Genomic DNA, 15,294 nt, shown 5'->3' with positions numbered 1-15,294 from the left:
CAGATATACACTGAAGAATACATTTTTAATAAGTTTGATTAAAAAGTCTGCAGACTAAAGATAGATTTTGAGCTCAATAAATATCTCTAATTGTAATTATAATTGGATTCAAAATACGCGGAAGTAATTTTTTTAGCTATAAAATAATTCTGTCTTGTAAAAGTTTAACAAGAGAACCAAAAAGTTAGTGTCATAAATATTTTTATCAAAAACTATTTTAAAAAAATTTAAATAGAGTTGAAAAATTTTAAAGATGAGATACCCTACCTGAAATGCAATCCCTGTAAAATAAAGAAATATGAAAGGTGAAATAAACACTGCAGCAAATTTTCAAGCAGAAGACCTTGAGTCTAAAAATGCTACAGATCTTGATTGTTTAGCTAACTCTCTAAATTCTTTGAATGCAAAGAGTGCTGAGATTAAAGATAAAAAGAACGATGTGCCTTTTTCCAGTAGAAGAAGCAGCTCGCATGTTTTAGAACTTTTTTCTAGTGAAAATGTTGAGATTAACATTCCAGATGAAACACCTTGTGCCACTCGGAGTGAATCAGGTATAGCTGAACTGTTTAGAGGTATAGCTGGGTTGTTTAAAGGCAGGGGTAGTATGAACATAAACCTTTATCAATCTAAAGTGAAACGTAGCTCTGCAATTGATTACAGTACTACAGAAAGTATAGGGTCACGGCTATTAAATATCTGTGAAGGAGAAGAAGAAGATATCTATTTTGACCAAGAGATTGATTCTCTATATAAAGAGGGCTGTTTGTATGATGCCTTATTGTTGCAAGATAAGAAAAATCAGGACACACCTTTACATTTGGCCATAAAAAAAAATCGTGCTGATTTTGTAAAAAAGCTTTTGTCTATTCTTAAGGAACCATACTGTTCAAATGAGTTTTACAAGCACAAATATTTTGAACGTAAGCAAGAGAATGAAAAGCCGCTTTCTAAAGTTATTAATACTAAGAACAAAGACGAAAAAGATGTAATTACTCTGGCTATTGAAGGTAATAATTCAAAATGCGTTTCAGTTCTTTTCGACTACTTAACTCGTGAACATATTAACAGAAGGAAAGATGTTGAAAGTGAGTACACACCTCTACACGAAGCTGTGCTTCTTGGCAAGAATGAAGTAATCAAAGAGCTTCTAAAATCAAGAGATATAGATACTGAATTTATGGATAAGGAATCTTACAAAGCATATAATTATGCTAATAACAAAGAGTCAATAGAATTGTTTATTAAGCACTATAGTAGTAAAATTAGTGAGTTGCGTATAAAATTAGAAGATAATAATAAAAAACTAGCGCGAATTAAGTGCGTCCTAAACAAAACAAAACTTACTTGCGTATGCTTAGCAGCCTTCGGCTCTTGTTTTAGAATGTATAGAAATTCTCATGACATAATAAATGAAGAAGTGAGTGAAGATATGTTATATTATTCTCTTGCATTGCTCTCCAACACTACAGGTCTAATATTATTTTTTAATTATTTGATAGATACAATACTTTCCAAGTATGAAGAAAAAAATTCTAGTTTGAATAAAGAATCGGACAGTTATGTGGAAGAAAGAAATATGTTGAAAAATAAATTACGTCATTTTCAAAAAGGAAGTACCGTAGTAACTACGCAAATGTGTGAGATAACTTCAGTTATACCTGAATCAGAGTTAGGTTACAGTAGATTGTAATTACATTAATTTTTTCAAGACAGTTCTAAAAAAAAGTGGGAAATCTTTTTCATAGCCAATCAAACTAAGCTTTCTTTACGAAAGGTTTGATGTTATCATTTTATAAGCTATATCCTGAATTTGTTAAATGAACATTAATATAAAGAATTTAGTTCATGCTTTTTCTAAATTGCCAAGTTTAGGGCCATCGTCATCAAGAAGGTTAGTTATACATTTGCTCCAAAATAAAGAGAAAGTCATGCTACCACTTGCATCTTTGATTAGAGAGCTAGCAGATCTTATAATAGAGTGTAAGATTTGTGGAAACCTAGATACTAAATCACCATGTTCTATTTGTATTAACCCCAAACGTGATACCAAATTAATGTGTGTAGTAGAAGAATTGGGTGATTTATGGGCATTTGAAAAAGGAAATATATATTCAGGTATGTATCATGTTTTGGGTGGAAGGCTATCAGCAATAAATGGCATAGGTCCAAAAGAACTCAATCTTGATAACATTCTCAAAAGAGTTACAGAATTTAAAATTGAAGAAGTCATTGTTGCAATTAATCCGACATTAGAAGGCCAAGTTACTGCGCAATATATAATTGAATTGCTAAAAAACTTGAATGTCAAAATATCGCGCCTTGCTTGCGGCATACCGATAGGTGGAGAAATTGACTACCTAGATGAAGGGACGCTGAGGATAGCACTTACTTCAAGACAGGATATTAAATAATATTCCATTTCTTTTTAGCAACATACTTTAAAAATACTGCAACATACTTCAGCCTAGAAACTTGCTTACTAATTGAAAATATTATACATTTAAATATGGTATTTTAAAATGAGGGGTTATGTTAACTTTTGTACTAGATGGAGTACGTAATAATTATAATTGGTTAATTACAAAATTAAGATCAACAGCTCTTGATTTCATTGCGCTATTTAACAAAGAATACGCAGATAGTAAACGAATTGGATATATAATAGAAGATCATCCGGAGATTGAGCCTAAATTTGAAATTAAAAATAACTTAATATTATTAGACCTAAAAAAAATGATTGAAGTATCTCAACAAAAACAAGAACAAGAACATAGATCTGTTACAAATCTGGAAAATGTGATTCGAGTAAGAATTGATGATCAAATTACGTCGAGGTTTAGTTATTCTTATGATGGCCAAGATCCTTATTTTTATGCAATCGTTCAGGCACGTAAAATAAGGGGGATAACAAAAGGTAATACGGACTTAGTTCTTCTTTTGTGGCTAATGTATGTTGATGTGCCTATAGATGAACATGGAGAACTATTAGAGGATCTTGTAAAAAATCACTCCGGTAATAGAGCTGAGATGATAGAAAAGTTATATCTACTTCAAGAAGAAGGTAAATTATCAATAAAAAGTCGTAAAAGCCTAGATTTGATAATTAAAATATCCCCACTGATAGAGAAGGAGTATATTTCAAATGGGAAATTTTCTGTTATGGGAATGATAAGTTCTGGCAATGTAGATGGTTTAACACAAAGGTTAACAAAAGATACAGAAGGAAGGGTAAAAGAATTAACCGGCATAGATATTCAATATAGTCCCGAAAGCAGCTTGAAGAACCTTTCCATTTCTGCAGTGATAGAAAATTATGGATTATTTAAGTAAACTGATTCTTAACTTATAAAATACTATAGTAAAATATAGTGTAAGAGTCTTATGTGCTTAAAAAAACTTACATCCCTAATAACCTTCAGAAAAAAAGAAACGGAACATCTACCCAAGGTAACAACTTGGGAAGGTGATTGCTTAGGCTATAAGCAAGTTGCAAGTAAATTTAGTTCTATAATTAAGACAATTGATAAGTCTTTTTCAATCCTATCATTAGAAGGATATGATAAGTGGGGTAAGACATTTTTTTTGAAAGAATGGGTAAAGGATCTAGGGCAGCAAAATGAAATTGCAGCTTATTACAGCGCATGGGATATTAGTGCGCTAGATCAACCATTGCCTTCTTTTTTGCATTTTCTGTTTGAGGATCTATTTGCATCATACAAAGTAAAAAGGAGTGTTATACAGCAGTTCAAAAACATAAACCAAGAACTATTTTCTCTCAATACATTAGGAAAGCTAATCAGTAAATCTCCACTTGCTATGCTTTCAGTATTTCTCGATGCTGCAAAAGAGGCTGATAAAAAAGACATTGGTTTTGTTTTGGGTGAATTAAATCTTCTCCAAAGGAGAAAAGAGAACATTAGAGACTTTAAGATACAACTAGCAGATGTGGTTAATAAAATCAGGAAAGACAAAAACATTTATATAATGGTCGATGATCTTGATATATGCCGTCCTAAATTCATTGTCGATTTTTTAGAATCCATAAAGTACATGCTTGATGTTGAGGGACTGGTTTTCATTATCTCTGTTAGTCAAGATAAAAGTAACGTGCAAAGAGCAATCAGCACAATACTTGGACCAAATTTTAGCCTAAAATCTTTTACTGATCTCTCTTTGCATTTGCCAAAACAGCCAACAGAGCAGTTTATAAGAAAACTGTTTGAAAGTTCTGAATTACCGAAAAAATCAAAGAGCTTAATTATAGATAGCTTTATATTTTATGCAGAAAGCTTCTCATTATCACTGCAGGCAATACAATACTGTATAAGGAGAATAAAGCTATGTTTTTTGAACCATGCAAAAGAAGAATTACTTGATCCGAATTTATTTACATTTTTAGTAATACTACAGTCAGTAAACACTGATTTGTACGAGGAATTATATTCATCACCTCAGAAAGTACTGGAGAAGATTGAGAGTGATTTAATGCCAAATGGTCAAGAAGAATGGAAAAAGCTTAAAATCTCTCTTGAGACTACTTTTAAAGAAAAAGAATCAAAGACTCACAAATCTTTGAAGCAAATAAGAGATATCTTATTCTAAGAATAAAGAGAATTTTGGAACAGAACCCTCTTCTTATCATTTCAGCTTGCATGACAAATTGGCTCACATAAATTTTAGCATATATGACCTTGAAAGATCGCTGTGCAATACTTAAATTATTAGAATAGCAGGCTAATAATGGAGCTCAAAATGCACAACATACAAGAAACTGAAAGTTTAAAATTTGACGCTGAAGTAGGCAAAGTACTAAATATAGTAATTCATTCACTTTATACTAATAAGGATATTTTCTTGCGTGAGTTAATATCAAATGCATCAGATGCATGTGATAAATTGCGCTATGAATCACAATTAAATGCTGATTTATTAGATTCAAGTGATGAGTTGAAGATTACTATTAGCTCCAGTAAAGATAAGAATGAGCTGTATATAACCGACAATGGAATTGGCATGAACAGGCAAGATTTAATAGATAATCTTGGCACGATTGCAAGTTCTGGTACGCAAAAATTCTTGGATGCAATTAAGAATAATAAAGATTCGAGCCAAGCTGTAGAGCTGATTGGAAAGTTTGGTGTTGGTTTTTATTCAAGCTTCATGGTTGCTTCAGAAGTTATAGTAGAATCAAGGAAAGCCGGAGAAGAAGAGTCTTGGGTGTGGAAATCTAAAGGAAATGGAGAGTATTCAATCAGCAAATTAGATGGTCAAATCTCTCGTGGCACAAAAATTACGCTCATCATGCGTCCTGAAGAAAGCGAATTTTTAGACAAATTCCGTATTGAAAACATCGTTACTACTTACTCTGACCACATAAATTTTCCCGTTGAGTTTGTAAATGAAGAAGGAAAAAGTGAAAAATTAAATAGCAAAGCTGCAATTTGGACTAAGCCAAAAAATGACGTTACTCCAGAAGAGCACAACGACTTCTTCCGTGGTGTTGCACATGTGGGCGGTGAGCCTTGGATGATATTTCATAATAAAAATGAAGGCGCAATAGAGTATACGAACTTGCTTTATGTTCCTTCTATCAAGCCTTTTGATTTATTTCATCCAGATAGACGCTGCTCTGTAAAATTGTATGTAAATAAAGTGTTTATCACTGAAGATAATGTGCAGATTATACCGCAGTACTTGCGTTTTTTGAAAGGTGTGGTTGATTCACCGGATTTGCCTCTCAATATCAGCAGAGAAACACTGCAAAATAATCGTGTAGTTGAGCAGATTAGGAAATCTTTAACTAAGCGCATAATATCAGAGCTCGGCAAAAAAGCAAAAGATAATTTAGAGGAATACACAAAATTCTGGGGCAATTTTGGTGCGGTGTTAAAAGAAGGTCTTTGCGAAGCTATGCCAACTGATGAAAGAGAAGCATTGCTTTCCATTTGCAGATTTCATAGCACCAGTGATGATAAGCTAGTTAGTATTGATGATTATATAAGCAGAATGAAGCCTGAACAGGAACATATCTACTATCTCACAGGAAATAGTCTCGATTCAGTAAAAAACAGTCCACAACTTGAAGGATTCGTCAGCAAAGGATTGGAGGTGCTTCTATTTGTTGATCCAGTTGATGATTTCTGGACTAGCGTGATTCATGAATATAAAGATCAAAAATTTAAGTCTGTAACTCGTGCAGATGTTGATTTAGAAAAATTCTCTTCAGAAGAAGGTAAGAAAGATGAAGAAAATAAATCAGATGAAAACAAAAGCGAAGAAAACGCGGATTCTATACTCGAATACTTCACCAAGGTTCTTGGAAGCTTAGTAAAAAGTGTAAAGATCTCTAAGAAATTAACCGATAGTCCTGTGTGTCTAGCAGTTGATGAAGGAACTATGGATCTCCGTATGGAGCGTTTTTTACGTGAACAGAAGCAGCTAAATTACCGCACGCCAAAAGTACTTGAAATTAACATTAAGCATCCTTTGATAAGAAACATAATGGAATCTCACGCTGAAAATGGTGAAAATCCAACACTTGGAGATATGATTTACTTATTGTTCTATCAAGCTTGTATAGTGGAAGGTGAAGAGATGGAAGACGTAAGTCTATTTGCTAAAAGGCTCAATAACTTGCTTGGCAAAATTTCTATTTAATGCTATACTTAGTTTAGCTAATAATTAGGGGGTAAAACATGGGGTGGAATTTACTTGGTGGGCTCATGCCGCCAGCAGTAGATACTGCAGGAGAAAGTGAGCGACGCCATTCTGGAGATTCAGGCACTGAAGAGGAGTTTGAAATTTTAGGGCGAGAAGAAATTAAGGAGCGTCGCTACTCTGGAGATTCAGGTGATGAGAGTCAAGAAGAAGCTGATGTGAGGGATTCTGATGTTGAACCTAGTGTACCAATTACGTTACAGTTTCAACTAACACAATCTCTGCTAAGTCAAGTAAAGGCAAGTGAGAATAATAGGGATGCAAATTCTGGCAAGCAAGCTTACAAAGACCTACCCAGGATGGATTTTGTAATTAATGGTCAAGTTATAGACAAGAATTTCGTTAGCCAGCTTCGTGATAAATGTAATCAAAATGACCAACGCCAAATTGCAAAACATGTTTTTACAAAAATGTTTGAACATGCTAAAGCAGAAATTCCAAATGATAATCTATTAGAAGAATTAATTACTAGTTGCAATCAGGCTGGTTATGATGGCTCTTTGTTAATGCAGCTCTCTCCTATATTCTCTAAGCATAAACTAAGCTTGCCTCATGCCAACGATAGAAAGATAAGTATTGTATATAATAGCCAAGGTTCTCTCAATATTCAGTATTGTCCAAGTATGCCTGTTAGAGAACTTGATACGAATAAGGAAATATGCAGGGTTGATGCTATTTTAGAGTTCACCCTTAAGTTTCGAGATAGTAAGGTAGAGTATGAAAACGGCAAAGTAACGTTTGCCATTCCTGAACAATTAGAGAATTACAAAGCTGATGGCAAAAGTTTGTTAGATGAAATAAATAGGCATTTCGAAGATGAGGATAATAGAATTACAGAGACTCTTGAGAAAAATATGAATGAAGGACCTAAGTCATTTGCTGCTGAAGACTTGTCTATTACTGAGAGTTCATCTGATAGTAGTGAAGTAGCAAACAAAGTAGTTACTGATCCAGGCATTTTAGGTAATGTTGCGAATGTATTGGTAGGTGTTGCAGAAGTTACAGCAGTTGTAGCAACAGAGTTATTTTGGCCTCAAGATCAGGTTAATATAGAACCAAGGCATAATGAAGAAGAATTTACCATTATCCCTGAAAATTTAACCTTTGATGGATTAATAGACGTTATAAATAAAGCAAAAAATTATGGTGATTACACAGGTTTAGATAAAACTATAAATAATATAGAGGAAAGCGATAGATTTATTACTGATTTGAATTGTGGTAATTTGAAGGATTTTTGCTCTCAACAGCTTAATTTGACTGATCATATGCACAATGTGCTGTTGAATAATAGCTATGATGAAACAAATGGTTATTATAATTATTCAGTAAAAGAGCTTTCACTACTAGCCATTGCAGCTGATGACACACTTGTGGAAAGGTATGCAGAAACGCATAAAAGTATATTATTTACGCAAGATGAAGGTCTCGATAGGCTACTTATTGGTGTTGGTGGACAGCGCTATACTAAGCTTTTATTAGAAGATTTGGAAAAAAATCGAAGTACTATTCTACCTTGGCATAGCATATGTGAAAAACTTCGAAGGGCGTTGTCTATTCGTAATCAAGAATGCGTGAAAGCGGTATTAGATAAATTTAAAGATACTGAAGCCAGGTCTAGAGTTTCTGATATGTCAGAAAAATTTTTGCACTATGCTATACAACAAGATTTTATAGATGTAGCAAAGACTATTATTAATCATAAAATTGCTGATATTAATAGTATAGATAATTCTGGAATTGCACCTTTGCATTATGCTGTAGCACGTAATAATTTAGAATTAATGGGCTTGCTTATTGGAAATGGCGCTGAGATTGATATTCAAGATGAGAGGCATGGCAGAACAGCTTTACATTGGGCTGCTTACCATGATAAATTTGAAATAGTAAAATTACTTGTAAACAAGGGAGCTGATTGGAACATTCAAGATAGAGATGGCAAAACAGCTTTAGATCTGGTAGGAACGAAAAGTTTATATTTGGTAAGGGAAGAAAACAGGGAAAAATCTTCTAGTGAATCAAAAATCACAAAATTTCTTGAAGGTTTAGATGATAAAACACCTTTGCATTTAAATATTAAAAAAGATCCAGAATCCAAAAATATTGATAATCAACGGCCACAAAGGAGTATTGTTGATAAAGAAGAAAATATTATGAATAATAAAAAGGTTTCAATAGAAGAAACTATAGATAATAATAATTATAGGAGGGGTAAAATGCCTAAAAATATAGAAGAGAAATTGTCTAATGCTATCTTCGCTCTTAATTATGAAGAAGTAATGTCTTTAGTGGAAAAGGTAAGGAAAGAGGACAATAGTGTAGACATAAAGCAAATCTTGAATAAAGCCTTAGAAGACGCTAATAAGACGGAAGTTGGTAAGAAAGATAAAGTATCTAAAAGCAAACTCGCAGAAATTAAAATATTTCTTGAAAAAGAGTTAGAAAAAACTACTGCTGTATTACCAGTAAATGATAGTGTAGAAAGTATGGGTGCTACTGTAATTAGCCAAGAAATTCCTGTGGTAGAGCGTGAAGGAAGTGAATCATCACTGAGTTCTGAGGAGGATGATTTTTCTAAACTTGAAGGTAATAAAAGTGATTGCTCTGCCGGAACTTCCTCAGACTCTAATAGTAATTCTCCATTTGAAAAAATTAGTGAAGAAGGTCATGAAACAAGAATATCTGTAATTGACACAGTGGAAGCTGAAGCAACAGCTAATGGTACTGTTTCTAGTAATTCTGTTCCTTGTACTTTAAGAGTAGAATTAACAAGTGATGATGAAGATGAATTTCTTTCGATTAAAATTGAAGATGTTAATAATGATATTAACGTTAATCAACCTACTGAGCATGTAGAACAAGTTGCTAACGGAAATGGACAGCCAAAAACAGAATTGCCAAGAATTAATGAGCAAAGCAGCAAAAGTGGCCTCAAAAAAAATCCACAAAATACAAAGAAGTATGTCTTAGCTGCTGCTGCACTTGCAATAGCTGGTATTGTTTCAGGGGTGGCTGTTGCAGTTTACTTGGAAATGTTAGCGGTAGGAATAGCAGTTGCAGCTTGTTGTCTTATTGCAGCTACAGTTACATACTGCTGTAGACCTAAAAGCTTAATTGAGAATGGTGAGCCTGCAGAGATTGTGTTCAAGGAAAGGTCTGTATACTAAATATAGTAGTCTATCATTTAATAATTTATTATAATTATATTGATTGTTAATAGATAAAAACTTGGTAGACTACGAAGAGATGCTTGCTAAGTTGACAAAATTGCCATTTAATGCTACACTTAGCTTAGCTACTAATTAGTGAGGAAAAACATGTTAGGTTCAGATTTTGTATCACAGGAATCAAACAAAATTTTAAAGAAATCAGATTCTAGGGATTCGGGAACTGAAGAAGGGTTTAAAATTTTAGAACGAGAGGAAAAAGAGCGCCGTCGTTCTGAGGATTCAGGTAATGAAAGTCAAGAGGAATCTGGCGTTAATAATTCTGATACTAAATCTAGTGCAGTAACTACGTTAGAATTTCAGCTAACACAATCTCTGCTGGGTCAAGTAAAAGCAAATGAGAATGAGAATGAGAATGATGAAGATGTAAAGTCTGGTGAAGTAGCTTATAAAGACCTACCTAGAATGAATTTTGTAATTAATGGTCAAGAGATAGGTAGAAGCTTTATTAATACATTATATACTAAAAATAATAAAGACAAAGAAAATTATCGTCTGTTTGCTAAGCAAGTTTTTACAGAAATGTTTAAACATGCTAAAGTAGAGGTTCCGAATGATTCCCTCATAGAGGAATTAACTACAAGTTGTAATCAAGCGGGGTATATGGCTTTCCTTGCTATCCGAATGCATAGTATATTAATAAAATATCAGGTACTTTCTAGCGATTCTGATAAGAAGACTATGTACATCGATTGTTCTAATGAGAATTATGTACGCATTAACTATAAGTCATCAATGGTGGCACGCAATTATGATGAGCCAGAGAAGGAGATATGTGAATTAGACAGTTTACTTAGATTCACACTTAAATTTCATAATGGTGAAGTAGAGTATGAAAATGGTAAAGTAACACTTATCATTCCTGAGGAATTAAAAGCTGGTAGGGAAAGTTTACTAGACGATATTAATGAACGTTTCACAGATTATGATAATGATGGATTTATTCGTTTACACGTTGCAGCACAAAAAGGTAATGTTGAGCTTGGCAGGCGTTTACTAGAATGTGGTGCAAATATTGAGATTAAATCAAAAACAAAAGTAGGTGGTAACACCGCACTTCATTTAGCTGCTAGAAATGGTCATAAAGATTTTGTGAAGCTTTTACTTGATAGCGGTGCAAATGTTAATTCAGTAAGCAGTACAGGCAGCAGAGTAACTCCTTTACATGAAGCAGCATATAGTGGACATTTAGATGTTGCGGAATTGCTAATAGATCGTGGCGCAACAGTTGATGCTAAAGAACGATATAATCTTACTCCTTTGATGTATGCTTCTACACAAGGTAATTCAGCAATGGTGGAATTGCTTTTAAAAAAAAAGGCAGATCTTTATTTACAACATCATAATGGTGAAACTGCATTGCACTTAGCTGCTGATAATGGTCATTCTGATGTAGTTGCCATCTTAATAAGTGCAGCAAAAGATAAAGAAAAGTATGTTAATATGCAAAGCAACAGTATTGGTACTGCGTTGCATGTTATAGCTTATAATCGAGAAATAAATGAAGAGCATAAAAAATCTGCAAAATTGATAATAGACAATGGTACAAGCCCGTATTTAGAAAACGATCCAATTATTAATAAACCATCAGATACTCTTTTGAAAGGAAGCTCTTTAGATATGGCAAAAAAACGAGGAAATAAGGGATTTTTGGAATTTATGTCATCTTTAGGCTATTCAGCAACCGTACCAAGCAATTCAAAGAATGATCCACAAAACACAAAAAAGTATGTCGTAGCTGCTTCTGCGCTTGCAATAACTGTTATTGCCTTAGGAGCAGCTGTTGCAGTTTACTTGGAAATGTTAGCAATAGGAATAGCAGTTGCAGTTTGTTGTCTTATTGCAGCTACAATTACGTACTGCTATAGGCCTAAAAGCTTAGTTGAGGATAATCAGGTCAAAAAGGTTATGCAGACAGAAGAATGTCAGTCTAAGTAATAAATATAGTAGTCTATCATTTAATAATTTATTATAATTATATTGATTGTTAATAGATAAAAACTTGGTAGACTACGAAAAAATATTCTTAAATAAAATCAAAGATATAAAAGAAGAAGGGCGCTATCGTGAATTTACGCATTTTGCGTCATTACCTGGCAAACTTCCCTATATTATGGATTATGAAAGAAATAGAGAGGTTATTGTCTGGTGCAGTAATAATTATCTGGGAATGTCACAAAACGATAGTGTCATTGCTGCTATTCAAAATTCATCTGTTGGTGCTGGAGGAACAAGAAATATATCAGGTACAACAAAGGAAGTTGTTGAGCTCGAGAAGTCTTTGGCTGACTTGCATCAAAAAGAAGCTGCTTTAACTTTTGCTTGTGGCTATCTTGCCAACCAAACTACACTTAGTACTTTATCGTCTGTTATTCCGGGTGTGGTAATTTTTTCAGATGAGAAAAACCATTCTTCAATGATAGAAGGTATAAAATCAGGAAAAAGACCGAAGCACATATTTAGGCATAATGATGTTGATCACTTAGAGCAGTTGCTAAAGTCTATAGATATAAAAACGCCGAAAATAATAGCACTTGAATCTGTATACTCAATGGATGGTGATGTAGCACCGCTTGAAGCGATATGTGATCTAGCAGATCAGTATAATGCAATTACCTATTTGGATGAGGTACACGCAGTTGGCATGTATGGACCGCGCGGTGGCGGAATTGCAGAAAGAGAAGGTTTGATGGATAGAATAACTGTTATTCAGGGTACATTATCAAAGGCTTTTGGAGTGATGGGTGGATATATAGCGTCTTCAAAGAGCTTGGTGGATGTAATAAGAAGTTCAGCCCCAGGATTTATTTTTACTACTGCTATGTCGCCCGTTTTAGCAGCAGCAGCAAAGGCAAGCGTTGAGCATTTAAAATCGAGCAATGTTGAAAGAGAGAAGCAAAAGCAGTCTGTTGAAAAGGTAAAAGACTCACTGAGAAACGCAGGAGTGAATTTTATGCAAACAGAAACTCATATAATTCCAATCATAATTGGCGATCCTGAGTTGTCCAAAAAAGCATCAAAATTGTTATTTGATGAGTATGGAATATATGTACAACATATAAATTACCCAACAGTTTCAAAGGGGACTGAGCGCTTCCGTATTACTCCTACGCCTTACCATACAAATGAAATGATAGAGCATTTAACAAAATCTCTTGTAAAAGTTTTTGAGAAATTGTCTGTTTGTGTCTGTTGTTGAGTTTAAAGTTGCCAAGAATAAGGTATCTATTTAAAAGCATGGTTAATGTACAAAATCAGTGCTTTATTTCTTGTCATGAAAGTAGCTAACACTGGGATCTATAGCTCACACAGGTAAAGTTTACTCTTTTGTCATCCTATGGCTTGACCATAGGATCCAGTCTAAACAATCTGGATTCTAGTGTCACGTGCTGGAATGACACCTATTTGTTCCTATAGTTGTCTTTTCTCGTCTATCTTATTTTGCCACCCTGCTGCAATGAGGGGTAGGTAAGACCATTTATTATTTTCACTACGTGACTTTTGCTCTTTTGAATGAACTTTAGTTTATATCTCCAGCAATGACAAGCGCGTTATCTTCCCTTAATCTCCCACCGCTTTCTTGCAGAAAAAGCCTACCGAGTGAAGTTTTATATTTATTAATTCCAGAGTAAATTATTCCATTGTATCTTCCGGCAGCAAGATATGCAAAACCTAGTACCGTTGAGCCAAGGGAGCGTAGATTATTATTGTCAAGTGGTAATTTATTTAACAAATTACCACTTATGTCTATTATTCCCCCTTCACGAGCTTTCATCCGCATTTTTACATGGCGAGATTTGAAATCTTCAAGAAAAGCTCCTTTCTTTTCCTCTGCCCAGAAAGTTTCTCTAAGGGCTGGAGCATCAATCACAGCTGCTACAACTCTGTTTTTATGAATGAGACAAACTGATACTGCAAAATAAACCATACAACTAAAAAGGTTTTCCTTGCCTTCTATAGGCATAATAAACCAAGTATAACCGCCGTCTTTTAGATCTTGGCCTACATTGTCTTCAAAAATAAAGTCATAGTTCTGGTTATAGTTTTTCAAGCAATCGTACATAAGTTGCTTGGATTTCGAATAAGTTTTATTGATAAAGTCTGCTGACTTAACGCTTGAAATTTGCAATTCATTAAAATCACGTATAAGCTGCTTGGAGGCACTGCGTACAGAATCAAGCATCACATTGATTCGTGGTGATGAAATTGCCATTTACTCTTTCACTCTTTCGTAATAGCTGTTATCAGGAGTATGTACTACAATTTTATCACCTTCTTTTATAAATTGAGGCACGTTAACGCGTATTCCGTTTTCCAAAATTGCAGGCTTATAAGAAGCAGTAACAGTCTGCCCTTTGATAACAGACTCTGTTTCTTTTACAGTTAGTGTAACGTGATCAGGCACATGTGCAGAAATTATTTTATCTTGATAAGTTACTACTTTAATTTTCATATTATCTTGCAAATAAGACTTCTTTTCTCCTAATAAGTCTAAATTTATAACAATCTGCTCGTAATTACTTGGATGCATAAGATTTACGATATTCCCTTCAGTAAAGAGATAAACATATTCCTCTTCATCTAAAATTGCCCTTCTGATTGTTGCATCAGAGCGAAACCTCTCATAGTACTTTGCTCCTGTTTGGATATTTTTCATTTCAGCTTGTATATATGCACCACCTTTACCAGGTTGAGTATGCATAATACTTACAACCAAAAACAATCCACCGTTATGTTCTAGTACCTGACCTGGCCTGATATCATTAGCCCTTTCTGCCATAATTACACTTTTAATTTAGTCTGATGATTATAAATAACTTTATACAAATATCAAAATTTTTATTGGCCAATGAATTCTGGCATGTTGATTACTATATATCTTTCCTTCATGTTGATGTATGGAAATATTTCTTTAGTGAAAGATAGCATAATGTTTTTTTTTGTGCTGATAACCAAAATTTCTAATATATCCCCTGAGCCAAAATTATGTACAGACTTCACATAGCCATATAATTCATTACTTTCTAATCTTACTTCCATATTCACAAGATCATTTTGGTAAAATTCATCCTCATCATTTAATTGTGGTAGCTTATTTCTCTCTATATATAACTTTTTATTTCTTAAAAGTTCTGCTTCATTACGGGAGTTCACACCGCTAATTGTTGCTATTACTAAATTATTACTGACAACAGACACCAAGCTTATTTTATAATTTTCACTTCCGATTATTAGTTCACCATATAGGAAAATATTTTCGGGCTTTTCAGTAAAGGTTTTTATTTTGACAGCTCCTTTGATTCCATGGGGAGAAGTAATTATTCCGAGGCATATATTCATATTAATATGA

11 protein-coding genes are annotated in these 15,294 nt (G+C 33.8%); 8 read left to right on the top strand and 3 right to left on the bottom strand.

Features of this window, described 5'->3' with window-relative positions; all coding sequences use genetic code 11:
* The first annotated feature begins 298 nt into the window (after positions 1-298).
* The 8 genes from AAGD65_RS00745 (at position 299) to hemA (ending at position 13,143) form a co-directional block, all read left to right on the top strand.
* Positions 299-1,690 carry an ankyrin repeat domain-containing protein gene (locus tag AAGD65_RS00745; RefSeq protein WP_264682919.1) on the top strand — a complete coding sequence of 464 codons (1,392 nt, stop codon included), beginning with the start codon at positions 299-301 and terminating at the stop codon, positions 1,688-1,690.
* 133 nt (positions 1,691-1,823) lie between these two features.
* On the top strand, positions 1,824-2,411 hold the full coding sequence (recR, locus tag AAGD65_RS00740; RefSeq protein WP_264683454.1) for a recombination mediator RecR: 588 nt from the start codon (positions 1,824-1,826) through the stop codon (positions 2,409-2,411).
* Between the two features lie 118 nt (positions 2,412-2,529).
* Positions 2,530-3,330 (top strand): hypothetical protein, encoded by an 801-nt coding sequence (locus tag AAGD65_RS00735; RefSeq protein WP_264682918.1) that lies wholly within the window; start codon positions 2,530-2,532, stop codon positions 3,328-3,330.
* A gap of 51 nt (positions 3,331-3,381) precedes the next feature.
* Positions 3,382-4,602, top strand: a complete 1,221-nt coding sequence (locus AAGD65_RS00730) for a KAP family NTPase (RefSeq protein WP_264682917.1) — start codon at positions 3,382-3,384, stop codon at positions 4,600-4,602.
* Positions 4,603-4,752: 150 nt separating this feature from the next.
* Positions 4,753-6,657, top strand: a complete 1,905-nt coding sequence (gene htpG, locus AAGD65_RS00725) for a molecular chaperone HtpG (RefSeq protein WP_264682916.1) — start codon at positions 4,753-4,755, stop codon at positions 6,655-6,657.
* Positions 6,658-6,695: 38 nt separating this feature from the next.
* Complete coding sequence (locus AAGD65_RS00720) at positions 6,696-9,884, top strand: ankyrin repeat domain-containing protein (protein WP_341810943.1); 3,189 nt, start codon at positions 6,696-6,698, stop codon at positions 9,882-9,884.
* A 150-nt stretch (positions 9,885-10,034) separates the two neighbouring features.
* Positions 10,035-11,882 carry an ankyrin repeat domain-containing protein gene (locus AAGD65_RS00715; RefSeq protein WP_264682914.1) on the top strand — a complete coding sequence of 616 codons (1,848 nt, stop codon included), beginning with the start codon at positions 10,035-10,037 and terminating at the stop codon, positions 11,880-11,882.
* A 64-nt stretch (positions 11,883-11,946) separates the two neighbouring features.
* On the top strand, positions 11,947-13,143 hold the full coding sequence (hemA, locus tag AAGD65_RS00710; RefSeq protein ID WP_214303449.1) for a 5-aminolevulinate synthase: 1,197 nt from the start codon (positions 11,947-11,949) through the stop codon (positions 13,141-13,143).
* Positions 13,144-13,464: 321 nt separating this feature from the next.
* Here hemA and AAGD65_RS00705 read toward each other — a convergent pair whose 3' ends face one another.
* From AAGD65_RS00705 to rimM, 3 genes are read right to left on the bottom strand one after another with little or no spacing between them, the layout of a single operon-like run.
* Positions 13,465-14,157, bottom strand: a complete 693-nt coding sequence (locus tag AAGD65_RS00705) for an inositol monophosphatase family protein (protein ID WP_264682913.1) — start codon at positions 14,155-14,157, stop codon at positions 13,465-13,467.
* Positions 14,158-14,724, bottom strand: a complete 567-nt coding sequence (efp, locus tag AAGD65_RS00700; RefSeq protein WP_264682912.1) for an elongation factor P — start codon at positions 14,722-14,724, stop codon at positions 14,158-14,160.
* Positions 14,725-14,783: 59 nt separating this feature from the next.
* Positions 14,784-15,284 carry a ribosome maturation factor RimM gene (rimM, locus tag AAGD65_RS00695; protein WP_264682911.1) on the bottom strand — a complete coding sequence of 167 codons (501 nt, stop codon included), beginning with the start codon at positions 15,282-15,284 and terminating at the stop codon, positions 14,784-14,786.
* Positions 15,285-15,294 lie beyond the last annotated feature (10 nt).

It is taken from the genome of Wolbachia endosymbiont (group B) of Chesias legatella (genome assembly GCF_964026945.1).
Lineage (GTDB): Bacteria > Pseudomonadota > Alphaproteobacteria > Rickettsiales > Anaplasmataceae > Wolbachia.
The sequence above is the reverse complement of the archived record's forward strand: the minus strand, read 5'-3'. Positions and strand labels throughout refer to the sequence as shown.